The following is a 21,407-nucleotide window of genomic DNA, read 5'->3' on the forward strand; positions in this document are numbered from 1 at the left end:
GATGCGCCAGGAGTTGGTTCGTGGGCGGACGGTGCGCTGTTGGAGTCTGGCCGGAATCTGGCTGGTGGTCACGGTGCTGTGCGGCACCACGCTGGTGGATGCGGCCGAACCGGGCGAGTTCGGGTGGCCGTTGCGGCCGCGGCCGACGGTGGAGCGCCGGTTCGACAAGCCGGAACACAATTGGTTGCCCGGGCATCGTGGTGTCGATCTGGCGGGCAGCGCCGGGCAGGTCGTCGTGGCGGCGGGCGAGGGCATCGTGGTGTTCGCGGGTGTGGTGGCGGACAAACCGGTGGTATCGATCGATCATCCCGGAGGTTTGCGCTCGACCTACGAGCCGGTGCGCGCGGATATCACCGTGGGTACCCGGGTGAGCAGAGGCACGCCGATCGGCACGCTGGAGTCCGGACATGAGGGGTGTCCGGCCGCCGCCTGCCTGCACTGGGGCGCCCGGCGCGAGTCCAGCGCACACAGCAAGCGCGAATACGTCGATCCACTCGGTCTGCTCCACCATGTCCCGATCCGACTGAAGCCGTTGCCACGGTGATGTGATGAACCACTCCGTTGATCCGACGGCGGTGCCGACCAGCGCCGGACGACAATCGAGGCGTGTCAGAGCGATCCGCGCCGTTCACCTACCCCGAAGTGGGGGCCACCCGCACGACCATGCCCACCAGGTACCACCGGTTCCGGCATCGCCGCCGGATCGGCCACGGCCGGGACCTGTTCGACCGCGCAGCCGCCCACATCCTCGAATTCGGCATGCAGAAGGGTGTCGACATCTTCGATCGCGCCGACACCGAAACCGCCGAGCCCGGCACGGAATTGACGGTCCGACTCGGCTTTGGCCCACTCGCCATCACCGCCCCGTGCCGAGTGGTCTACGTCCTCACCGACCCGAACCGCGGCGGCTTCGCCTACGGCACCCTCCCCGGCCACCCCGAGATCGGCGAAGAACTGTTCGCCGTCGAGTACGACCCCGCCGACGACACGGTCTACGGCCTCGTCACCGCCTTCTCCCGACCCGCCACCTGGTACGTACGCCTTGGCGGCCCCGCGGTGCGCATGATCCAGCGCTGGTTCGCGATCCGCTACCTACGCACCCTCCCCACCGAGCCCTGACCTTCGCCGACACCTGCGGATCAATCAAGGCCCGTCACTTCGCAGCCAGGGTCGGTCCACCCAGCCCGCACATTCCACGAACGGCTCGGCGTAGTGCGCGATGGTGGATCGCTCCTTCGCGTCGCCGAGCCGCGGCGGCCTGCCGGCACCTGACAGATCAGAGCAGTGCGGTGAGCACGTCGGCTTCCGAGGTCAGTTGATCGCGACGTTCCGCTGCACCGAGGCGGTCGTATTCTTTTGCGGCAGTGCGTCTTTCGTCGATCTCGTGGCGCACTATCTGCACGATCTCGGTTTCGCTGAGGTCGCGGCGAGCGGCCTCGGCGGCGCCGAGGCCGAGCGCGCTGTTTTCCAGCGCACCGGCCTTCCCGTCACCGGCATCGATGGCCTCGGCATTGTCGATGGCGCTCAGGGCAGATCGCAGTGCCGAGACCGCGCTGAGGTCACGCGCCTTCATCGCAGGCTTCAGCGCGGCGCGCAATCGCTCGCGCAGGGGCACCCCGAGCTGGTCCGATGTTCCGGTGGTCATGGTCGGCGAGCCTAACCGCCGGTCCGGAGCAGCGTCGAGCACATTTGCGGCCCCGCGCCCGGATCCGCCCTTCCCAGGCGGCGACCACCGACGCCCTCCACGGCTGCGGCTGCCTGCTCCGGGAAAGCTGTCTATCCGTCGAGCAGCACGCTGCCGAGGGCGATGAGGGCGACCAGCGTGATGGCGACGGTGGTGGTGGCCACCGGGCGATGGCCGGGCGGTATTCGACCGTGGTCGAGCGCACGGCCGCGGGCCCACCCGAGACAGGTCAGCAGCAGGGACACGGCCGCCGCGGCGAGCGGAAGGATGGCTGTCGACCCCTGGGTCGCGGCGGCGTGGACGAAGAGCATGGCGCAGGCCGCCGCGCTGAGGCCCGTGCGCCGCCACGCCAGCGCGGTCCGTTCCATGGCCAAGGTCGGTGCCGTCATGACAGCAGTACCGCCACACAGGCGAGCACCGCGACCAGCGCGACGCCGACCGACAACACCGGCACCAGAATCGTGCCGGGGAGCGAGCCCCCGGCCCGCATCACGATGTTCACCCGCCGCCAGTGCCGATAGGCTCCGATCGCGACGGCCAAGGCCATGACCAGGCAGCTCCCGGCGATGACACCGGCGAACCCCGCCAGGCGGAGCGGCTGCACCAGGGTATGAACGGCGACACCCCCGGCGAGCAGACCCAGCGCGGTCCGGATCCAGGCCAGGAAGGTTCGCTCGTTGGCAAGGGTGAACCGATAGTCGACGTCGCCTTCCCCGTCGTCGGACTCGGCCCCGACCTCGGGCAATGTCATCGTCACCACCTCCGCACCCCATCTTGCCGTGTTCCGGAGTGCGCAGATGCCAGGCAGGCACTGCCCGCGACCCGGCGAGTCCGAGTTCCCGGGTCGGCACCGCGTTCCCGGGCCTGCACCGAGCGAATCCGCCCGGCCTCTGGGCACCCCCCAGGGCCATCGAGGGTGCCGCGCGATGGCCACAGGGCCGCGACGTTCGCGGGGCCACGGAGGTCGCGGAGAACGGTTATCGGGCGTCTAGGCGCGGGGGTGGGCTTGGTCGTGGACCCGTTTGAGGCGTTCGACGGAGACGTGGGTGTAGAGCTGGGTGGTCGCCATGCTGGCGTGACCGAGGAGTTCTTGGACCACGCGGAGGTCGGCGCCGCCTTCGAGGAGGTGGGTGGCCGCGGTGTGGCGTAGTCCGTGCGGTCCCATGTCGGGGGCGCCGGGGATCGCGGCGACGACCTCGTGGACCACGGTGCGGGCTTGGCGCTGGTCGAGGCGGCGACCGCGAAGACCGAGCAGCAGCGCGCGGCCGGAGTGGGCGGCGGCCAGGGCCGGGCGCCCGGCGCGGAGCCAGGCGTCCACAGCGGTGTCGGCGGGGCCGCCGAACGGCACCGAGCGTTCCTTGTTGCCCTTGCCGAGCACCCGCACGAGCTTGCGCTCCCGATCGATGTCATCGATGTCGAGCCCGCACAGCTCGCTGACCCGGATACCGGTGGCATAGAGCAGCTCGACGATCAGCCGGTCCCGCAGTGCCATCGGGTCCTGCTGGGCCGCACCGGATTCCGCCGCTTCCATGGCCTGCTCCGCCTGTTCGCGGGCGAGGACCGGTGGCAGCGTTCGGTGCGCCCTCGGCGCCTGCAGCCGCAGTCCGGGATCGATCTCGAGTCGCCCGGTCTCGGTGAGCCAGGCGGTGAACGTCCGCGCGGCAGAAGCACGCCGGGACAACGTCGCCCGCGCCACGTCCGCTGCCGCCGACTCGGCCAACCACGCTCGCAACAACGGCAGATCCAGCTCCCGCACGGCCGAATCCGGTGACCGGGCGTACAGATGCTCGAGCAACGACCGCACATCCCCCAGATAGGCCCGCACGGTGTGCGCCGACCGATTGCGCCCCAACCGCAGGTGCCGTCCGAACTCGGTGAGCAACGCGGTCAAATCCTCGGGCAGCACTTCCATCCCCCCACCGTCACCCCTGTCCCCCGCCCACGCAACCCACCACGCCGACCACGCTCCGCGCCAACAGCCACCGCACCCCGGCGAACCGACCGGGCGAGCGGCACCGATGTCGAGCGCTCCCTGACAGGTCCGACCCGAGAACCCCGCGCTGATGACCTCATCCGGGGCGGCGGCCTCGGGTACGGAACCAGCCGTCGGAGTCGCATCCCACCAGAGCGGCGAGTTCGAGGGCGGGCAGGACCGCGCGAACGGTGGCGACGTCGAGGCCGGATTGTTGGGCCAGTTCGCGGGGAAGACGCGAGCCGATGGCGGGCAGGGCCGCATAGACCTCGGCTTCAGCGCCGTGCAGGTGGGCAGCGGGGTCGGCGTCAGCGGACTCGGCGACCGGGAGGCGGAGCGGGCCTGCTTCGTCGATGACGTCTTCGGCCCTGGTCACCAGGTGGGCTTCGCCCTCCCTGATCATGCGGTGACAACCCGCCGAGGAGACCGATCCGACCGGTCCGGGCACCGCCATCGCGGGCCTACCCAGTCGACGTGCCCATTTCACCGTGTTGCGCGCACCGCTGCGCATGCCCGCCTCGACGACCAGCACACCGTCGCCGAGTGTGGCGATCAGTCGGTTGCGGGCGAGGAAACGGTGTTTCTGCGCGGTGACGCCCGGCGGATACTCACTCACCACGAGGCCGGTGTCGGCGATGGCGGTGAGCAGCCGGTCGTGTTGGGCCGGATAGGGGCGATCGACACCGCAGGCCAGGACGGCGACAGTCGAGCCGCCGACGGCCAGTGCGGCGCGGTGAGCGGCGGCGTCGATGCCAAAGGCTGCTCCGGAGACGATGGTCCAACCCCGTCCGGCCAGATCGCAGGCGATCTCGCCGGCCACCTGGACGCCGTAGCCGCTGCTGCAGCGCGAACCGACCACGGCCACAGCGCGTTCGGATGCTGCCTGTAGCGACAGCGGGCCGCGCGCCCACAGGACGAGCGGAACGGCGCCGTCACGGTCGCGGTCGGTGTCGAGCTGATCGAGGCCGAGCATCCGCCACCCCGGCCATTCGTCGTCCTCCGGAGTGATGACCCGGCCGCCCAGCCGGGCCATCGTTTCCAGATCCTCTGCCGCCGAGTCGATCTCACGGCGGGCGGCCGTCGGCCCACGCAATGCCTGCGGCAGCTCGTGTTCCCGCACCGCACGCGCCGCCTCGCACACCCCGACCGAGGCGATCAACGCCGACAGCGGGGCACACGGGCCCTGCACCACCCGCGACAGATACACCCATGCGAGCCGCCGCTCGTCGGCATCCCCGTCCAGATCCACCACGAAACCCCCGGTCGCCGGCACACCCGCGGACCGGTGCCCGTCAGTGTCGGCCGACCGCACCGCACGCGCCCGGCTCACTGCGTTCCCCGCTGACGGAAATTCAACGCCGACAACACGTCCTGCACCGACGGCCGTTCTCCACCGCGCAGATCGCAGACCGTCCACGCGACGCGGACAGCTCGGTCGGCGCCACGGGCCGACATGCGGCCCAGCCGCAGGGCGGTCTCGATCGGCGCGATCGACTCCTGGGGCAGCCGGAATCGCTGTCGCAGAATATGTCCCGGCACTTCGGCATTGGTCGCCCAGCCGTCCCCGCTCCACCGCTCGGCGGCCATCGCTCTGGCCTTGGCGACCCGCCCGGCCACCGTGGCACTGGACTCGACCTGCTCGTCACCGAAGGTCGCACCCGCCTGACCGTGCATCTGAACCCAGATATCGATGCGATCGAGAAGGGGACCGGACAGTTTGCCCAGGTATCGGCGGCGCGCCAGCGGCGCGCAGATGCAGTCGACATCACGGGCCGGAGCGCAAGGGCAGGGGTTGGCAGCCAGCACCAGCTGGAATCGCGCCGGATACCGGGCGACACCGTCGCGCCGGGCGATCCGCACCTCGCCCTCCTCGAGTGGAGTACGCAGTGCCTCCAGCACTTTCGTGCCGATCTCGGCGCACTCGTCCAGGAACAGGACGCCTCGATGGGCCCGGCTCACCGCACCCGGTCTCGCCATTCCCGAACCACCGCCGATCATGGCGGTCACCGAGGTCGAATGGTGCGGGGCGACAAAGGGAGCCAGCGTCATCAGCGGCTGCTCGGCCGACAGTGAACCCGCCATGGAGTGGATCGCGGTCACCTCCAGCGACTCGTTCTCCGACAGCGGCGGCAGCAAACCGGGAAGTCGTTGTGCCAGCATGGTTTTGCCGATTCCTGGTGGACCGGTGAGCAACAGGTGATGACCGCCCGCCGCGGCCACCTCCAGAGCCCAGCGCGCCTCGTCCTGACCGACCACATCGCTGAGATCACCGCATGGCGCCTGCACACCCGAGACCACGCCGTCGGGTTCCAGCAGCGAGCCCTCCCCGCGCAACCAGGTGACCACCGCACGCAGGCTCGTCGCCCCGAGCACTTCGATTCCCTCGACCAGTCCCGCTTCGGCCACGGCCTCGGCGGGGACGACAACAGTGGTCAGTCCCGCGTTGCGCGCCGCGATCACCGCGGGCAACACACCACGGACACGCCGCACCCGCCCGTCCAGGGCCAGTTCGCCCAGCAGCACTGTCGTCACGAGCCGCTCACCGGGCACCGCGCCGGAAGCGTCGAGCACCGAGACAGCCAGCGCCAGGTCGTAAACGCTGCCGATCTTCGGCAGCGTCGCGGGGGAAAGCGCCAGGATCACCCGCCCGTCGGGCCACTTCTCCCCGGTATTGGCCACCGCCGAACGCACCCGGTTCCGGGATTCCTGCAGCGCGGTATCGGGCAGCCCGACCAGATTCACCGATGGCAGACCCTGGCCGATATCGGCCTCGATCTCCACCAGCTGCCCGTCGACCCCGGTCACGGCCACCGACAACGCCCGTCCGAGCGCCATCAGAACGCCGCGGCGAGGTGGTGGAGAACTGGTCGATGCCCTCGTACGACCAGGACCGACACCACATCGAACCGGATCCGGCGCCACGGCCCTTCCTGCTCGGCCAGCCACAGCAGCGCCAGCCGCCGGATCCGCTGCTGTTTGCTGAAGGTGACCGACTCGGCCGGCGCCCCGAACCCGAGCCCCGACCGCGTCTTCACCTCGACGAACGCCGTGATGGACGGATCCTGGACGATCAGGTCCAGCTCTCCGTACCGACACCGCCAATTCCGAGCGACGATCTCCATGCCGGTCCCACGCAGATACTGCGCCGCCAGCTCCTCCCCGTATGCGCCGAGCGCCTGTTTGTCTGCCACGCCCCGAAGCATGTGGCCCGCCGACCCCGGACCCGATCACCCCACCTGCGAAAACAACAAACCTGTGGACAACCCCATGCCTGTGGACAACCCAATTCCCGCGCTACCAGCCCGCACTCCCCGACCTCGAGGAGGGGACGTGCCAGCGCTCCGACTACTCAGGCAAACGCAGGTCCGGCTTCTCCAGTTCTTCGATGTTCACGTCCTTGAACGTGATCACCCGGACGTGCTTGACGAAGCGTGCCGGCCGGTACATGTCCCAGACCCAGGCGTCGCTCATGCGCACTTCGAAGTAGACCTCGCCGTCGGCGTTCTGGGGCCGCAGTTCGACGGAATTGGCCAGGTAGAAGCGGCGCTCGGTCTCCACCACGTACGAGAACTGGCCGACGATGTCCTTGTACTCGCGGTACAGCGACAGCTCCATCTCGGTTTCGTACTTCTCGAGGTCCTCAGCACTCATCGGGTGGGACGTCCTCCTGCTAGCAGCGCCGCGTTCATTGGTCACATCATCGCGCATGCGCCGGGCCGGTAGCCACTCGGCTACCGCCCGGCACCTCGAGCTCGCGCACATTACGCCAGGATCGGCGGTGTTCGGTACTCGGTCCGAGCTGCCGCAGCGCGGCGGTGTGCTCGGGCGTGTTGTATCCCTTGTGCGCGGCGAAGCCGTACCCGGGCAACTGCCCGTCGAGGTCGACCATCATGCGGTCCCTGGTCACCTTGGCCAGGATGCTCGCCGCCGCGATGCAGGCCGCCGTGCCGTCGCCGCCGATCACCGGCAGCGAGGGCGCGGGCAGGCCGGGGACCTTGAAACCGTCGGTCAAGATGTAGCCCGGGGTGGCGCCGAGGCTGACGACGGCCCGGCGCATGCCCTCGATATTGGCGACGTGGATACCGATCGAGTCGATCTCCCAGGCCGGGATCACGACCACACTCCAGGCCAGCGCCAAGCGCTGGACAACCGGGAACAGCTCCTCACGGGCCGCCTCGGTGAGTTTCTTGGAGTCGTCGAGCCCGGACAGCTTGTCGTAGGCCTTGGGCGCCAGCAGGCACGCGGCGACCACCAGCGGCCCCGCACACGGTCCGCGCCCCGCCTCGTCGACTCCGGCCACCGGGCCGAGGCCCCCACGGATGAGCGCCGCCTCCAGCGTGCGTAGTCCGCCCGCCCGGCGCATCACCACGCGCGGCGGCCAGCTGGTCCGATCCTGCCCCACAGTTCGATTGTCCCCGCGTCTCGTCCGGTCAGTTCTCCTGGGCGTTCTGTGTGCGCACCGGGCCTATCCGGCTCGGCGGCCAGATCTTGAAGACCGTCTTGCCTCGCACGTTGTCCTGCGGGACGGTGCCCTGCAGTTCGTCGCTGACATGAGCGCGCGAATCGGCCGACTCGTTGCGGTTGTCCCCCATCACCCACAGGTTGCCCTCGGGCACCTTCACCGGACCGAACACCCTCCCGGCCGGATACACCGCGTTGGGACGGTCGGTGTACCAGGGGTAGTCCTTCTTGATGTAGGGCTCGTCGAGCGGTTTCCCGTCGACCATCACCCGGCCCTGCGGGTCGCAGCACTGCACGGTCTGTCCGCCGACCGCGATGATCCGCTTGACCAGATCGTTCTCGTCCGGCGGCACCAGCCCGAAATAGGACAGGAAGTTCTGCACTCCGCGCACGACGGTGTTGTCGGAACGAACCGACTTGTAGTGCCCGTTCCAGGAGGGCGGCCCGACGAAGACCACGACCTCACCGGCACTGGGATCCGAGCCGTAGTAACTGATCTTCTGGACGTAGATCCGATCGCCGATCTGCAGCGTGTCCTCCATCGACTGCGAGGGGATCACGTAGGGCCGCCCGACGAAAGTGACCATGAGCGCGGCGATCACGGCCGCGATCACGATCAGTATCGGCAGTTCCTGCCAGAAGGGGCGTTGCTTCTTCGCGCCGCGCTTTTTTCCGCGCCGCCCATTGTCGTCACCCGAATCGGATACCGACCCCGAACCACTGTCGTCTGCCACGCCGAACAGAGTAGCCCGGCGCCCCGACGGGAGTCGGGTGCCGGGCTACCTGAAAACTCTGTGCTGCGAACAGCTACCGCGAGATCAGCGCTTTTCCTTGATCTTGGCGGCCTTGCCGCGCAGGTCGCGCAGGTAGTACAGCTTGGCGCGACGCACGTCACCACGGGTCACGACATCGATGTGGTCGATGTTGGGGCTGTGCACGGGGAAGGTGCGCTCGACACCGACGCCGAAGGACACCTTGCGGACCGTGAAGGTCTCGCCGATGCCGCCGCCGTGGCGCCGGATCACGACGCCCTTGAAGACCTGGATGCGCTCCTTCGAGCCTTCGATGACCTTCACGTGCACGTTCAGGGTGTCGCCCGGACGGAAGTCGGGGACATCGCTACGCAGCGACTTCTCGTCGACGAAATCAAGGGTGTTCATTTTCCACCTTTTCGGATTCTTTGCGCGAACAGAGGAACCTGGCGGCACTGTCGCGCTCGACCGGTTCATGCTCAGAACAGGAGTGCTCTCGGACATGACTCGTCCAAGGCAACCGGTTCATTGTGCCAGACCGGCAAGCCACGACAGAAATCGGGCGACCCCGGTCACTCGTCGGCGGCGTGGTCCCCCGCCGGCTCGGCACGGCGCCGCGGCAGCAGATGCGGGTGTGGGGGCGGCGCGGACGGCGCCGCGACCACCGTGCGCTGCAGCTCGGCCTCGGCGGCGGTGCGCGCGTGTTCGATGTCGGGGGTGCCCGCGATCAGGTCCTGGATGAAGATCTTCGCGCGGATGACCGGGCGCCGATACCGTCGTTCGCGGGCGATCGCGCGGCTCATCGTCTTGGGCCGGTTGCCGTAGCGCCAGCGCGCCCACGGCGCGCCCGGTCTGCTCAGCCGGACCGCGCCGATCAGCAGCAGCGGCGCGAAGAACATGCCGAACAGTCCGGTCCAGATCTTGCCCTTGGCGATCACCACGGCGGCCAACAGCAGGTTCAGCGCGAGGGAGAGGGCGAAGCCGACGCGCACACCGATCCCGCGCGACTGCCGGAAGCTGTCGTAGTCGAGGAAGGTCGCGGGCTGCACGCCGAGCAGCAGCAGACCGGTCACCGCGACCGCGACGAAGACCGCGTCCACCGAGGTGCGACCCTGTTCTTCCCAGTAGACGTCACGCAGGTAGAAGATCAGGGCGAACTCGTCCAGCACCAGCGCCGCGCCGATCCCGAACAGTGTGGCGAGCACGCTGGAGGTCACCTGGGTGGAGTCCTCGGCGGTCGCGATCAGGCCGATGCCCGACAGCAGCACGGTGATCACGCCGAACACCATGTGGTGGATGTGGGTGTCGCCCGCCTTGAGGTTGCCCGGCCACCATTTCACCTTGGCCCGGATCAGCCGCACGCTGATCCGGATCACCACGAAGCCGAGGATGAAGCCCAGCAGGAAGCAGAGCAGGGGCAGGCGGCCGTGCGCGATCACATCGTCTTCGAGCCACCGTCGCATGCCGCCCGCCCTGTCCTCGAGTTACTGGCCGAACCCCGCCCGGCGCAGTGCGTCGGCCATCGATCCGGTCGGCGCCGCCGCGGGCTTGCGCTGGTTGCCACCGCGCCCTTGCGCCTGGCCGCGACCCTTGTCCTGCCCGCCTTGTCCACGACCGCCTTGCGGGCGGCCCTGTCCGCGACCCTGGCCGCGCGGTGCGCCGCCAGTCCGATTGTCCCCCTGCGCGGGCTTGCCCGGTTCGTCATCGAGGCGAAGAGTCAGGCCGATGCGCTGGCGGGCGACATCGACCTCGAGCACCTTCACCTTCACCACGTCACCGGACTTGACCACCTCACGCGGGTCCTTGACGAAGGAGTGCGACAGCGCGGACACATGCACGAGCCCGTCCTGGTGCACGCCCACGTCGACGAACGCGCCGAAGGCGGCGACATTGGTGACGACACCCTCGAGCACCATCCCCGGCTTCAGGTCGGCGACCTTCTCGATGCCGGCGGCGAACTCGGCGGTCTTGAATTCCGGTCGCGGATCACGACCGGGCTTCTCCAGCTCGGCGATGATGTCGCTGACGGTGGGCACGCCGAACTTCTCGTCGGTGAAGTCGGCGGGCTTCAGTGCGCGCAGAGCGCCGGTGTTGCCGATGATCTCGGCGATCGGGCGACCGGTGGTCTCGAGGATGCGCCGCACCACCGGGTAGGCCTCGGGGTGCACCGCGGAGGTGTCGAGCGGGTCGGCACCGCCACGGATGCGCAGGAAGCCCGCGCACTGTTCGAACGCCTTCGGGCCGAGGCGGGGCACCTCGAGCAGCGCGGTCCGGCTGCCGAAGGGGCCGTTCTGATCACGGTGGGCCACGATGCTTTCCGCGACCGAGCTGGACACCCCCGAGACGCGCGCGAGCAGCGGCACCGAGGCGGTGTTCACATCGACGCCGACCGCGTTCACCGCGTCCTCGACCACCGCGCCCAGCGAACGGGCCAGCAGCGTCTCGGAGATGTCGTGCTGGTACTGGCCGACGCCGATCGACTTGGGATCGATCTTGACCAGTTCGGCGAGCGGGTCCTGCAGCCGCCGGGCGATCGAGACCGCGCCGCGCAGCGAGACGTCCATGTCGGGCAGTTCGGCCGAGGCGTACGCCGAGGCGGAGTACACCGACGCGCCCGCCTCCGAGACTACGATCTTGGTCGGCTTGTTCTCGGGAATGCGCGAGATCAGTTCGGTGGCAAGGGCATCGGTCTCGCGCGAGGCGGTGCCGTTGCCGATGGCGATGAGTTCCACCTCGAACCGGGCCACCAGCGCGGCCAGCACGGCGAGGGACTTCTCGGTCTGGCTCTGCGGCTTGTGCGGGTAGATCACCTCGGTGGCGACGGCCTTGCCGGTGGCATCGACCACCGCGACCTTCACGCCGGTGCGGTAGCCGGGGTCGAGGCCCATGGTGGTGCGGGTACCCGCGGGGGCGGCCAGCAGCAGGTCGCGCAGGTTGGCGGCGAACACGTCGACCGCGTCCTTCTCGGCGGCCTGGCGCAACCGCATCCTGGTATCGATGCCGAGGCTGACCTGCAGTCTGGTGCGCCAGGCCCAGCGCACGGTGTCGAGCAGCCAGGAGTCGGCGGGGCGGCCCTGGTCGGCGATGCCGAAGGCGACCGCGATACGGCCCTCGTAGATCGTGCGCTCGCCGGGGGCCGGTTCCTCGGTGTCGGGCTCGAGGTGCAGGGAGAGCACCTCTTCCTTCTCGCCGCGCAACAGCGCCAGGATCCGGTGCGAGGGCAGCTTGTGGAACGGCTCGCTGAACTCGAAGTAGTCGGCGAACTTGGCGCCCGCCTCTTCCTTGCCCGCGCGCACCGTGGAGGTGACCTGACCGCGGTTCCACATCAGTTCACGCAGTTCACCGACCAGGTCGGCGTCCTCGGCGAAGCGTTCGACGAGGATCGCGCGGGCGCCTTCGAGCTGTTCGGCGGTGTAGCCGGCGGGGTCGGTGGTCGGGTCGCCGATCAGCGCGTCGGCCACCGGCTCGTGGCCGGCCTCGCGCGCGATCTGGGCCTTGGTGCGGCGCTTGGGCTTGTAGGGCAGGTAGATGTCTTCGAGGCGGGCCTTGGTCTCGGCGAGCATGAGCTGGGAGTGCAGGGCGGGGTCGAGTTTGCCCTGGCCGCGAATGGATTCGATGATCGCGCCGCGCCGTTCGTCGAGCTCGCGCAGATAGCCGAGCCGTTCGTCGAGCTGGCGTAGCTGGGCATCGTCGAGGCCGCCGGTGACCTCCTTGCGGTAGCGCGCGATGAACGGGACCGTCGAACCGCCGTCGAGCAGTTCGACGGCGGCGCGGACCTGGGTCTCGCGCACCCCCAGTTCGTCGGCGATCCGCCTGCCTACGCTGGCGAGGGTGGTCGTGCTGTCGCGGGCGATCTCGGGCGCTGTCGTCACGTCCGCAGAGACTACAGCTCCCCGCCGACACCCGGCCGATAGCCAGGTCAGCGGATTGTCATCCGAGGATGTCCCTGGCCAGTTCGCGCATCCGCGCCTTGCGGACCTTGCCGGTGACCGTCATCGGGAACTCCTCGACCAGGTGGACGTAGCGGGGGATCTTGTAGTGGGCGAGGCGGTCGGTGCAGTAGGCGCGCAGGGTAGGGGCGTCCAGTGGCGGGGCACCGGGGCGCAGGCGGAGCCAGACCATGAGTTCCTCGCCGTACTTCTCATCGGGCACGCCGATGACCTGGGCGTCGACGATGTCAGGGTGGGTGTAGAGGAATTCCTCGATCTCGCGGGGGTAGATGTTCTCGCCGCCGCGGATGACCATGTCCTTGATCCGGCCGGTGACCGAGAGGTAGCCGTCGGCGTCCATCACACCGATGTCACCGGTGTGCATCCAGCGGGCGGCATCGATCGCCTCGGCGGTCTTGTCGGGCTGCCCCCAGTAACCAAGCATCACCGAGTAACCGCGGGTGCACAGTTCGCCCGGTTCGCCGCGCGGCAGGGTGCGACCGGTGGCCGGGTCGACGACCTTCACCTCGAGGTGCGGACCCACCCGGCCGACAGTGGCGGTACGGCGGTCGATGCTGTCGTCGCGGCGGGTCTGGGTCGAGACCGGCGAGGTCTCGGTCATGCCGTAACAGATGGCGACCTCGGTCATGCCCATCCGGTCCATGACTCGTTTCATCACCTCGACCGGGCACGGCGAGCCCGCCATGATCCCGGTGCGCAGGGCCGACAGGTCCGGTGTGGCGCCGTGGTCGAGTTCGGCGAGCATGGCGATGAACATCGTCGGTACGCCGTAGAGCGAGGTGCAGCGTTCGGCCGCGACGGCGGCCAGGGTCGCGGCCGGATCGAACGACGGCGCCGGGATCACCGCGGCCGCACCGTGCGAGGTGACCGCGAGATTGCCCATGACCATGCCGAAGCAGTGGTAGTACGGCACGGGAATACAGACCCGGTCGGCCGCGGTGTAGCCGCACAGCTCGCCGACGAAGAATCCGTTGTTGAGGATGTTGTGGTGGCTCAGCGTCGCGCCCTTGGGGAAACCGGTGGTGCCCGAGGTGTATTGGATGTTGATCGGGTCGTCGGCCGAGAGGGTCGCGGCGATCGTGGTCAGCCGGTCGGTGTCAGGTGCGGACTCGGCGACCCGGTGCCACGGCTCGGTGCCCAGGATCAGCACCTGCTCGAGCGCCGGGCAGTTCGGCCGGACCTGCTCGATCATCGCCACGTAGTCGGAGGACTTGAACTCCGGTGCGGCGACGAGCATCCGCACTCCGGCCTGGTCGAGGACGTACTCGAGTTCGCTGGTGCGGTAGGCGGGATTGATGTTGACCAGGATCGCGCCGATCTTGGCCGTGGCGTACTGCACGAGCAACCATTCCGCGCAGTTGGGCGCCCAGAGGCCGACGCGATCGCCGGGCACGATGCCCAGCGCGGCCAGGCCGGTCGCGACGGCGTCGACGGCGATGCCCAGCTCGCGATAGGTCCAGCGGCGTCCGGTCGGGTGGTCGACGAGCGCGTCCCGCTCGGGGTACGCGGCGATGGTCCGGTCGAGGTTCGCGCCGATGGTGTCCCCGAGCAGGGGGAGGTCGGCGGGGCCGCAGGAGTAGCTGAGTTCGGGCATCACCGGGTCTCCTTGTCGCGCAGCAGGAATCGCTGGACCTTGCCGCTGGGCGTCTTGGGCAGGCTCGCCACGAAGTGCACCGTGCGCGGATAGGCGTGCGCGGCGAATTTGTCCTTGACCAGTTTTTGCAGTTCCGCGGCCAGTTCGTCGCTGCCTGCGACACCCTCGCGCGGCACCACGAACGCCTCGAGCACCTCTCCGCGCAGCTCGTCGGGCATACCGACCACGGCGGCTTCGGCGACCTGGTCGTGCAGGACCAGCACGCTCTCGACCTCGAACGGGCCGATCCGGTAGCCGGCCATGATGATCACGTCGTCGTCGCGGGAGCTGAACCGGAACAGACCGTCCGCGTCGCGGGACCCGACATCACCGGTGAGGTACCAGCGGCCGTCGGCGGTGAATCGGTTCGCGGTGCGCTGCGCGTCGTCGAGATAGCCGAGGAACCACAGCAGCGGGCTGTGCTGGGTGTCGATGGCGACGCGGCCGATCTCGCCGGGCGCGGCCTCGGTGTCGGCGTCCTCGGCCAGCACCGTGCAGGCCCAGCCGGGCAGCTGGCGGCCCATCGAACCGAGCGGGGCGACCACATCGAGGGCCGGGTGCCACGCGTGGCAGATGACCATGCCGTGCTCGGTCTGACCGTAGTGGTCGCGGACCGGCACCCCGAGCGTCCGCCTCGACCAGGCGACGACGTCGGGTGTCAGCGGCTCCCCCGCCGAGGAAGCGCGGCGTAGCGCGATTCCGTCGGGAACGGGGCCGCTGTCGGCGCGCAGAGCCCGGTAGACGGTCGGCGCGGCGGCGAAGTTGCTGACCTCGAAACGCCGCAGTACCTCCCAGGTCAGCGACGGGGAAAACCCCGCGTGCAGCAGAAGGCTGCGCACACCCGCGGCCAAGGGCGCCAGGATCGCGTAGTAGAGACCGTAGGCCCAGCCGGGGTCGGCCGCGTTCCAGTAGACGTCCTCGGGACGCACGTCCAGGGCGAACTCCTGATAGGCGTGGAACGACGCCAGCGCACGCACCGGAATCGGCACGCCCTTGGGGGTTCCGGTGGTGCCGCTGGTGAACAGCTGGACCAGCAGTCCGTCACCGCCGACCGCGACCGCCGCCGCGCGCGGGTCGCCGGGCTCGTGCGCGGCGAGCAGGTCGTCGAAACGCAGCGCGCCGGGCTGCTCGCCAGTGCCCGCGATGATGGTCGTGCCCGCGACAGCGCCGAGCTTGGGCGCCTGGTCGGAATCGGCGACAACGACCTTCGCGTGACTGGCGGTGAGCCGGAACTCGATGGCGGGCGCGGCGAAGGCGGTGAACAGCGGTACGTGCACCGCGCCGCGCCGCCAGATACCCAGCAGCGCGACCACCAGGTCGGCCGACTTCGCCATCAGCGTCGCCACCCGGTCGCCGGGCTCGATCCCGAGTTCGGCCAGCGCGGCGGCGAAACGGGCCGAGCGCTCCCGCAACGCGCCGTAGGTCAGCTCGGTGGCGCGCAGATCGGACTCGATCACCGTGAACGCGATCCGCTCCGCCGGATGCCGATCGCAGAGCAGGTCGGCGGCGCAGGCCTCGGGTCCGTCGTAGTGGTCGAGCAGGTCGCGCACCCGCACGTCCAGGTCGGTACTCATCGCAGCTTCTCCTCAACACCCGGCTCGGTCCGCCGGGTCTGCCCTAGAATGTGGTACAGCTCACCTCCGTTACTACCCCCGAAAAGGGGTGCTCGATGACCTCCCTGTTGCGCCCGCGCGACGGCGACGCACTACGCGCCGAGATCCGCTGGGTCGCGCGTCGGGCGAGCGTGCCCGTGGTGTTCGGCGGGTCGGTCGCCGACGACACCTTGCTGCTCACCGAATTCGTCGGCACCCTGACCAACGGGCTGCGCGGACTGTCGGTCCTGCGCACCTCCGGTCTGGGCGGCCAGGCGATGGAGTACGGCAGGCCCACGTCGGTGGCCGACTACCAGGGTGCGTCGACCATCACCCACCACTACGACGCGCAGGTTGTCGGCGAGGGCCTGCGTTCGGTGATCGCCGTGCCGGTCGTGGTCGCCGAACAGCCGCGCGCCGTGCTCTACGCGGCGACCAGGGGTGTGGGCCCGCTCGGTGACCGCACCGCCGAGGTCGTCCTGCAGGCCGGTCGGCGCCTGGCTGCCGAGATCGCGGTCCGAGACGAGGTGGACCGCCGGATCAGGCTGCTCGAACTCGCGACGCCGACCTCGGCCACCACTCCCGCGGTGGCCGAGGAACTGCGGGAGATCCACGCCGAACTACGTGTCCTGGCGACCGCGACAGGCGACCGGGGGCTGCGCGACCGCCTGTCCGGCGTCTGCGACCGGCTGACCGGCGTGCTGTCGGGCGAGCCCGGCGGCGCAGCGCCCCGGTTGTCTCGCCGCGAGCTCGACGTACTCGCCCAGATCGCCCTCGGGTGCACCAATCAGGAAGCGGCGCGGCGGCTCTCGCTCGGTGCGGAGACGGTGAAGAGCTATCTCCGGCAGGCGATGACCAAGCTCGATGCCGGCACTCGCCACGAGGCGGTGGCGCTGGCCCGGCGGCACGGCTTGCTACCTTGAACCCCTTGGCGCTCTGGTCATTCCACGCTCTACGAATTGTGCGATTCATCACTCCATCGATTGGCCGCAGCGGCAATGTGGGCGCCATCGACCGAGCACATGAGCGAGAACAACACGCGCGATCGCACCCGGACCGAGCATCGGCGGTCGCCACGCGTGCGGCGTGATGGGATCGAATCACCAAGGCGCACAGGGTCTGTACTGGGAACATCGGCACACGGCCCGCCATTCCCCCGGGGTCGGACACCGATTCCACCATCGGGAACCGCGCCGAGCCCATTCCGGATGGAACCAGCAACCCTCACAATGGACGATCACACAACGAACGACCCCAATGAATACCCAAATGTCTTTAGGGCAAAACAATCTCGACCCCCGTTCGGCCCGGTACCGTCGATCCGATGACGGAGCCTTTTCAGTTGGCAGGCCTTTCGCTGGACTGTGACGACCCCGAGTCCCTCGCCCGCTTCTACCTCGGACTGCTCGGCGGGCGGGTGCTGTGGAACGACGCGCACAGCGTCGGGATCCGCATCCCGTCGGGCCTGACGGTCGCCGCGCAGCGGGTCGAGGACTACTACCCGCCGCAGTGGCCGGGCACCGCCGCGGTCCACCTGGATCTGGCCGCCGATGCCGATCTGGATCTGTGCGAACAGCACGCGCTGGCGATCGGCGCGAAACCCGCTCCGGTGCAACCCGATCCACGCTGGCGAGTGCTGCTCGATCCGGCCGGGCACCCGTTCTGCATCACCACCAGGGTGACGCCGCTCTGAGTCACTGCTCCGGCAGCAGATCGGGTCTGCGTGCGCGGGTCCGTTCCAGGGACTGCTCATGGCGCCAGGCGGCGACCTTGGCGTGGTCGCCCGAGAGCAGGATCGGCGGCACGTCCAGGCCGCGCCAGGACACCGGACGGGTGTAACTGGGACCTTCCAGCAGGCCCAGACCCTCCCGCCCCTGCGCCCCCACGGAGAACGAATCCTCTTGATGTGATTGCTGATTGCCGAGCACACCGGGAATCAGCCGCACCACGGCCTCGGTCATCACCAGGACCGCGGCCTCGCCGCCGATGAGCACATAATCGCCGATGCTCACCTCTTCGACGCGGACCCGGCGGGCGGCGTCGTCGACGACGCGCTGGTCGATGCCCTCGTAGCGACCGCAGGCGAAGACCAGGTGCTGCTCGGTGGCCCAGCGCTGCGCGGTGGCCTGGGTGAACGGCACGCCCGCGGGCGTGGGGACGACGAGCAGGGCGTCGTCGGGGCACACCTCGTCGAGGGCATCGCCCCAGACGGTGGGTTTCATGACCATGCCCGGACCGCCGCCGTAGGGCGAGTCGTCGACCGACTTGTGCACGTCGTGGGTCCACTGACGCAGATCGTGCACGCCGATCGAGATCAGGCCCTTGTCGACGGCCTTGCCGAGCAGCGCGGTGCGCAGCGGCTCCAGGTACTCCGGGAAGATCGTGACGACATCGAGTTGCACGAATTACTCCGGATCGAGCAGGCCCTCAGGCGGGGTGATGACCACCAGTCCATCGGCCAGCGACACGGTCGGCACGATGGCGGTGACGAAGGGAACGAGAATTTCACGGCCGTCGTCGGCGGCGCGCACCGACAGCAGCTCGCCGGCGGCCGAGTGCAGCACCTCGCTGACCTCACCGACGACGGTGCCGTCGGTGAGCTCGACCCGCAGGCCCTCGAGCTCGTGGTCGTAGAAGGCGTCGTCATCCTCGGACGGCGGCAGCGATTCGCTGTCGACGACGAACAACAGTCCGCGCAGGGCGTCGGCGGCGGTACGGTCGTCGACACCGTCGACGAACACCAGAAGTCGGCCCGAGTGCTCTCGGGCCGACTTCACGGTGTAATCGCGGGTCGACGCCGACTTCGGCATCCGACCGCGCAGGGTGACGCCCGGGGCGAACCGGAGTTCCGGTTCGTCGGTGCGCACCTCGACGACGAGTTCGCCGCGCACGCCGTGCGACTTGGCGACTCGACCTACGACGAGTTCCATCTAGGCGTCGGTGTCGACCACGTCGACCCGGATGCCCCGGCCGCCGATACCGGCGACGAGGGTGCGCAGGGCGGTCGCGGTACGACCACCGCGCCCGATCACCTTGCCCAGGTCTTCAGGATGGACGTGCACCTCGACCGTGCGTCCGCGGCGGCCGGTGATCAGCTCGACACGGACGTCATCGGGGTTGGCGACGATGCCGCGAACGAGATGTTCGACGGCATCGGCAACAACTGCGGTCATTACTCGGCAGCCTCGGCGGCGGGCGCCTCGGCGGCGGCCTCGTCCTTCTTGGCGGCCTTCTTCTTCGGGGTGACGGCCTCGGCGACGGGCTCGTTGTCGGCGGCGGCCAGCGCGGCGTTGAACAGGTCCAGCTTGGACGCCTTCGGGGCCTTGACCTTCAGGGTGCCCTCGGTGCCCGGCAGGCCCTTGAACTTCTGCCAGTCGCCGGTGATCTCCAGCAGACGCTGCACCGACTCGGTCGGCTGCGCGCCGACACCCAGCCAGTACTGCACGCGCTCGGAATCGATCTCGATCAGCGAGGGCTCTTCCTTCGGGTGGTACTTGCCGATGGCCTCGATGGCCCGGCCGTCACGACGGGTGCGCGCGTCGGCGATCACGACGCGGTACTGCGGGGTGCGGATCTTGCCCAGGCGGGTGAGCTTGATGCGAACAGCCATGCTGATCTGCCTCTTTCGATAGTTGGTCACCACGCGATTCAGCAACCCGCACGGTCTGCGAGCCCGGTTTCGCGCATGGAGTGTGTGACCGCCGCGCGGTACGTGACCGGAGACGGGCTGACACTGTCCAGGAAGGACGGTTGATCATTGTGCCAGACGGGTCGACCTCAGCCGAAATCGGTCCCGCGCTACCTCACCGCAACTGCGAGGTGTCGATGGCGACCGGCACCGGGCCGGCTGCCTTCACCGTTTCCCCGCTGTCGGCGTAGACCTCCTGCCGGTAGCCGGTCTCGCCAAGCGCGTAACCCCAGAATCGAGCCGGTTTCCCTATCGGCAACTCGACAATCCAGAGATTCGGAATCCTGGCCGAAGCGTAGGCCGCGATCTTGGTGTCCCGCTCTTCACGAGAGTTTCCGGGTGACCAGACCTCGACAGCAAGCGGTACGTCCTCGGCCACGAAACTCACATGACCGATCCCTCCGGCCACCACCGAGATGTCAGGAATCACACCGGTGCGCAGCGGGGTACTGAGGTGGCGGGCGAATCGTCAGCGGTGGCCCGTGACCGGATTCGGGGTTTCGACGACCATTCCGCGCAGGACGACCCACTGCGGGTCCATCAGGGCTGCGAGGTTGATGCGGGGGTCTTCGGCGTAGATGACGAAGTCGGCGGGGGCGCCCTCGACGACGGATTCGCGGCCCAGCCAGGTGCGGGCGTTCCAGGAGGCGGCGCCGAGGGCGGCGTGGGGGGTGAGGCCCGCGCCGGTGAGGGCGGTGATCTCGTCGGCGATGCGGCCGTGGCGGATGGAGCCGCCCGCGTCGGTACCCGCGTAGATGGCGACTCCTGCCTCGTTCGCCTTGCCGACGGTGTCGCGGACGCGGTGGTGCAGGTCGCGCATGTGAGCGGCGTAGACGGGGAACTTGGTGGCGCTGTCGGCGATGCCGGGGAAGGTGTCGATGTTGATCAGGGTGGGGACCAGTGCGGTGCCGTTGGCGGCCATCAGGGCGATGGTGTCGTCGGTGAGGCCGGTGCCGTGTTCGATGCAGTCGATGCCCGCGTCGATCAGACCGGGGAGGGCATCTTCGCCGAAGACGTGGGCGGTGACGCGGGCGCCGTTGGCATGGGCGGCGTCGATGGCCTGTTTCAGGATGTCGTCGCTCCACAGCGGGCGCAGGTCGCCGACGGAGCGGTCGATCCAGTCGCCGACGATCTTCACCCAGCCGTCGCCGAAGCGGGCCTGTTCGGCGACGATCTCGGGCAGGTCGCGTTCGTCGTCGAGTTCGATGCCGAGTTCGCGAATGTAGCGCTTGGGGCGGGCGATGTGGCGGCCCGCGCGGATGATGCGCGGGAGGTCGGCGCGGGAATCGAGGAAGCGGGTGTCGATGGGCGAGCCCGCGTCGCGCAGCAGCAGCGCGCCCGCGTCGCGTTCGGTCTCGGCCTGCTCGATCGCGCCCTCGCGGGTCTCGTCGCCACCGCCGTACCGGATGCCGACATGACAGTGGGCGTCGACCAGGCCGGGCACGATCCACCCGGTGCGGCACAGGGTTTCGGCCCCCGCCACCGGCTCGAAGGTGACGACACCGTCGACGACCCAGAGATCGCGCTCCCGGTCATCGGGGAGAACCACACCACGCAGATGCACACGAACCTCCAGACCTCGGTCAGCGCCCAACCTACCGCCGACCACCTGGGCACGCACCCGCGCCAACCCCTACTCGACAGTTCGTCATGAGCGTGATGGCGGCCCACTTCC

At 69.2% G+C, this 21,407-nt stretch carries 25 protein-coding genes; 4 read left to right on the top strand and 21 right to left on the bottom strand.

Annotation, left to right across the window (positions count from 1 at the left end; genetic code table 11):
• The first annotated feature begins 1 nt into the window (after position 1).
• Together BOX37_RS21825 and BOX37_RS21830 are read left to right on the top strand one after the other, a co-directional pair.
• Positions 2 to 544, top strand: a complete 543-nt coding sequence (locus BOX37_RS21825; RefSeq protein ID WP_084759949.1) for a peptidoglycan DD-metalloendopeptidase family protein — start codon at positions 2 to 4, stop codon at positions 542 to 544.
• Between the two features lie 62 nt (positions 545 to 606).
• The gene (locus tag BOX37_RS21830) at positions 607 to 1,119 is read left to right on the top strand and encodes a DUF1990 family protein (RefSeq protein WP_071929270.1); all 513 of its coding nucleotides are present in this window, start codon (positions 607 to 609) and stop codon (positions 1,117 to 1,119) included.
• A 157-nt stretch (positions 1,120 to 1,276) separates the two neighbouring features.
• Here BOX37_RS21830 and BOX37_RS21835 read toward each other — a convergent pair whose 3' ends face one another.
• From BOX37_RS21835 to BOX37_RS21905, 15 genes are all read right to left on the bottom strand, one after another.
• Positions 1,277 to 1,687 carry a GatB/YqeY domain-containing protein gene (locus tag BOX37_RS21835; protein WP_240504990.1) on the bottom strand — a complete coding sequence of 137 codons (411 nt, stop codon included), beginning with the start codon at positions 1,685 to 1,687 and terminating at the stop codon, positions 1,277 to 1,279.
• 89 nt (positions 1,688 to 1,776) lie between these two features.
• Positions 1,777 to 2,073 (bottom strand): DUF202 domain-containing protein, encoded by a 297-nt coding sequence (locus BOX37_RS21840; RefSeq protein WP_071929272.1) that lies wholly within the window; start codon positions 2,071 to 2,073, stop codon positions 1,777 to 1,779.
• Entirely contained in the window at positions 2,070 to 2,435 is a 366-nt protein-coding gene (locus tag BOX37_RS21845; RefSeq protein WP_071929273.1) for a YidH family protein, read from the bottom strand. Before BOX37_RS21845 ends, BOX37_RS21840 begins: the two co-directional genes overlap by 4 nt.
• Before the next feature lie 237 nt (positions 2,436 to 2,672).
• Positions 2,673 to 3,596, bottom strand: a complete 924-nt coding sequence (locus BOX37_RS21850) for a tyrosine recombinase XerC (RefSeq protein ID WP_071929274.1) — start codon at positions 3,594 to 3,596, stop codon at positions 2,673 to 2,675.
• Between the two features lie 157 nt (positions 3,597 to 3,753).
• The gene (gene dprA, locus BOX37_RS21855; RefSeq protein ID WP_071931768.1) at positions 3,754 to 4,899 is read right to left on the bottom strand and encodes a DNA-processing protein DprA; all 1,146 of its coding nucleotides are present in this window, start codon (positions 4,897 to 4,899) and stop codon (positions 3,754 to 3,756) included.
• A gap of 83 nt (positions 4,900 to 4,982) precedes the next feature.
• Entirely contained in the window at positions 4,983 to 6,491 is a 1,509-nt protein-coding gene (locus BOX37_RS21860; RefSeq protein ID WP_071929275.1) for a YifB family Mg chelatase-like AAA ATPase, read from the bottom strand.
• Positions 6,491 to 6,847, bottom strand: coding sequence for a YraN family protein (locus BOX37_RS21865; RefSeq protein WP_071929276.1), 357 nt, complete (start codon positions 6,845 to 6,847; stop codon positions 6,491 to 6,493). Before BOX37_RS21865 ends, BOX37_RS21860 begins: the two co-directional genes overlap by 1 nt.
• Before the next feature lie 154 nt (positions 6,848 to 7,001).
• Entirely contained in the window at positions 7,002 to 7,307 is a 306-nt protein-coding gene (locus BOX37_RS21870) for a DUF2469 domain-containing protein (RefSeq protein WP_011210678.1), read from the bottom strand.
• Between the two features lie 46 nt (positions 7,308 to 7,353).
• Positions 7,354 to 8,058 (bottom strand): ribonuclease HII, encoded by a 705-nt coding sequence (locus tag BOX37_RS21875; RefSeq protein WP_084759953.1) that lies wholly within the window; start codon positions 8,056 to 8,058, stop codon positions 7,354 to 7,356.
• Between the two features lie 28 nt (positions 8,059 to 8,086).
• The gene (gene lepB, locus BOX37_RS21880) at positions 8,087 to 8,851 is read right to left on the bottom strand and encodes a signal peptidase I (RefSeq protein WP_071929277.1); all 765 of its coding nucleotides are present in this window, start codon (positions 8,849 to 8,851) and stop codon (positions 8,087 to 8,089) included.
• Positions 8,852 to 8,935: 84 nt separating this feature from the next.
• The gene (gene rplS / locus BOX37_RS21885) at positions 8,936 to 9,277 is read right to left on the bottom strand and encodes a 50S ribosomal protein L19 (RefSeq protein ID WP_071929278.1); all 342 of its coding nucleotides are present in this window, start codon (positions 9,275 to 9,277) and stop codon (positions 8,936 to 8,938) included.
• A 164-nt stretch (positions 9,278 to 9,441) separates the two neighbouring features.
• Complete coding sequence (locus BOX37_RS21890) at positions 9,442 to 10,332, bottom strand: hypothetical protein (RefSeq protein WP_071929279.1); 891 nt, start codon at positions 10,330 to 10,332, stop codon at positions 9,442 to 9,444.
• A 21-nt stretch (positions 10,333 to 10,353) separates the two neighbouring features.
• Positions 10,354 to 12,741, bottom strand: coding sequence for a Tex family protein (locus BOX37_RS21895; protein WP_240504991.1), 2,388 nt, complete (start codon positions 12,739 to 12,741; stop codon positions 10,354 to 10,356).
• A gap of 58 nt (positions 12,742 to 12,799) precedes the next feature.
• Positions 12,800 to 14,413, bottom strand: coding sequence for an AMP-binding protein (locus BOX37_RS21900; protein ID WP_071929280.1), 1,614 nt, complete (start codon positions 14,411 to 14,413; stop codon positions 12,800 to 12,802).
• Positions 14,413 to 16,026, bottom strand: a complete 1,614-nt coding sequence (locus tag BOX37_RS21905; protein WP_071929281.1) for an AMP-binding protein — start codon at positions 16,024 to 16,026, stop codon at positions 14,413 to 14,415. Before BOX37_RS21905 ends, BOX37_RS21900 begins: the two co-directional genes overlap by 1 nt.
• Before the next feature lie 95 nt (positions 16,027 to 16,121).
• Between BOX37_RS21905 and BOX37_RS21910 the strand changes: the two genes are divergently transcribed.
• Positions 16,122 to 16,967, top strand: coding sequence for a helix-turn-helix transcriptional regulator (locus tag BOX37_RS21910; protein ID WP_071929282.1), 846 nt, complete (start codon positions 16,122 to 16,124; stop codon positions 16,965 to 16,967).
• Positions 16,968 to 17,368: 401 nt separating this feature from the next.
• Positions 17,369 to 17,737, top strand: a complete 369-nt coding sequence (locus BOX37_RS21915) for a VOC family protein (protein WP_071929283.1) — start codon at positions 17,369 to 17,371, stop codon at positions 17,735 to 17,737.
• A 1-nt stretch (position 17,738) separates the two neighbouring features.
• Here BOX37_RS21915 and trmD read toward each other — a convergent pair whose 3' ends face one another.
• From trmD to BOX37_RS21945, 6 genes are all read right to left on the bottom strand, one after another.
• On the bottom strand, positions 17,739 to 18,446 hold the full coding sequence (gene trmD / locus BOX37_RS21920) for a tRNA (guanosine(37)-N1)-methyltransferase TrmD (RefSeq protein WP_071929284.1): 708 nt from the start codon (positions 18,444 to 18,446) through the stop codon (positions 17,739 to 17,741).
• A 3-nt stretch (positions 18,447 to 18,449) separates the two neighbouring features.
• Positions 18,450 to 18,974 carry a ribosome maturation factor RimM gene (rimM, locus tag BOX37_RS21925; protein WP_071929285.1) on the bottom strand — a complete coding sequence of 175 codons (525 nt, stop codon included), beginning with the start codon at positions 18,972 to 18,974 and terminating at the stop codon, positions 18,450 to 18,452.
• Positions 18,975 to 19,217 (bottom strand): RNA-binding protein, encoded by a 243-nt coding sequence (locus BOX37_RS21930; RefSeq protein ID WP_019048210.1) that lies wholly within the window; start codon positions 19,215 to 19,217, stop codon positions 18,975 to 18,977.
• Positions 19,217 to 19,654, bottom strand: coding sequence for a 30S ribosomal protein S16 (gene rpsP, locus BOX37_RS21935; protein ID WP_071929286.1), 438 nt, complete (start codon positions 19,652 to 19,654; stop codon positions 19,217 to 19,219). The genes BOX37_RS21930 and rpsP overlap by 1 nt, the downstream gene beginning before the upstream one ends.
• 193 nt (positions 19,655 to 19,847) lie before the next feature.
• A complete protein-coding gene (locus tag BOX37_RS21940; protein WP_084759955.1) occupies positions 19,848 to 20,174 on the bottom strand; it encodes a Uma2 family endonuclease in 327 nt (108 codons plus the stop codon).
• A 27-nt stretch (positions 20,175 to 20,201) separates the two neighbouring features.
• Complete coding sequence (locus tag BOX37_RS21945; RefSeq protein WP_071929288.1) at positions 20,202 to 21,296, bottom strand: amidohydrolase family protein; 1,095 nt, start codon at positions 21,294 to 21,296, stop codon at positions 20,202 to 20,204.
• Positions 21,297 to 21,407: the final 111 nt, after the last annotated feature.

The sequence above is a fragment of the Nocardia mangyaensis genome (genome assembly GCF_001886715.1).
Classification (GTDB): domain Bacteria; phylum Actinomycetota; class Actinomycetes; order Mycobacteriales; family Mycobacteriaceae; genus Nocardia; species Nocardia mangyaensis.

What these genes read in the sequence shown, in the direction of transcription:
- BOX37_RS21915 (WP_071929283.1), top strand. Translation starts at nt 17,369, where the DNA reads ATGACGGAGCCTTTTCAGTTGGCAGGCCTTTCGCTGGACTGTGACGAC.
- BOX37_RS21930 (WP_019048210.1), bottom strand. Translation starts at nt 19,217, where the DNA reads ATGACCGCAGTTGTTGCCGATGCCGTCGAACATCTCGTTCGCGGCATC.
- rplS (WP_071929278.1), bottom strand. Translation starts at nt 9,277, where the DNA reads ATGAACACCCTTGATTTCGTCGACGAGAAGTCGCTGCGTAGCGATGTC.
- rimM (WP_071929285.1), bottom strand. Translation starts at nt 18,974, where the DNA reads ATGGAACTCGTCGTAGGTCGAGTCGCCAAGTCGCACGGCGTGCGCGGC.
- rpsP (WP_071929286.1), bottom strand. Translation starts at nt 19,654, where the DNA reads ATGGCTGTTCGCATCAAGCTCACCCGCCTGGGCAAGATCCGCACCCCG.
- BOX37_RS21850 (WP_071929274.1), bottom strand. Translation starts at nt 3,596, where the DNA reads ATGGAAGTGCTGCCCGAGGATTTGACCGCGTTGCTCACCGAGTTCGGA.
- BOX37_RS21845 (WP_071929273.1), bottom strand. Translation starts at nt 2,435, where the DNA reads ATGACATTGCCCGAGGTCGGGGCCGAGTCCGACGACGGGGAAGGCGAC.
- BOX37_RS21840 (WP_071929272.1), bottom strand. Translation starts at nt 2,073, where the DNA reads ATGACGGCACCGACCTTGGCCATGGAACGGACCGCGCTGGCGTGGCGG.
- BOX37_RS21860 (WP_071929275.1), bottom strand. Translation starts at nt 6,491, where the DNA reads ATGGCGCTCGGACGGGCGTTGTCGGTGGCCGTGACCGGGGTCGACGGG.
- BOX37_RS21905 (WP_071929281.1), bottom strand. Translation starts at nt 16,026, where the DNA reads ATGAGTACCGACCTGGACGTGCGGGTGCGCGACCTGCTCGACCACTAC.
- BOX37_RS21870 (WP_011210678.1), bottom strand. Translation starts at nt 7,307, where the DNA reads ATGAGTGCTGAGGACCTCGAGAAGTACGAAACCGAGATGGAGCTGTCG.
- BOX37_RS21825 (WP_084759949.1), top strand. Translation starts at nt 2, where the DNA reads ATGCGCCAGGAGTTGGTTCGTGGGCGGACGGTGCGCTGTTGGAGTCTG.
- BOX37_RS21900 (WP_071929280.1), bottom strand. Translation starts at nt 14,413, where the DNA reads ATGCCCGAACTCAGCTACTCCTGCGGCCCCGCCGACCTCCCCCTGCTC.
- BOX37_RS21890 (WP_071929279.1), bottom strand. Translation starts at nt 10,332, where the DNA reads ATGCGACGGTGGCTCGAAGACGATGTGATCGCGCACGGCCGCCTGCCC.
- BOX37_RS21910 (WP_071929282.1), top strand. Translation starts at nt 16,122, where the DNA reads ATGACCTCCCTGTTGCGCCCGCGCGACGGCGACGCACTACGCGCCGAG.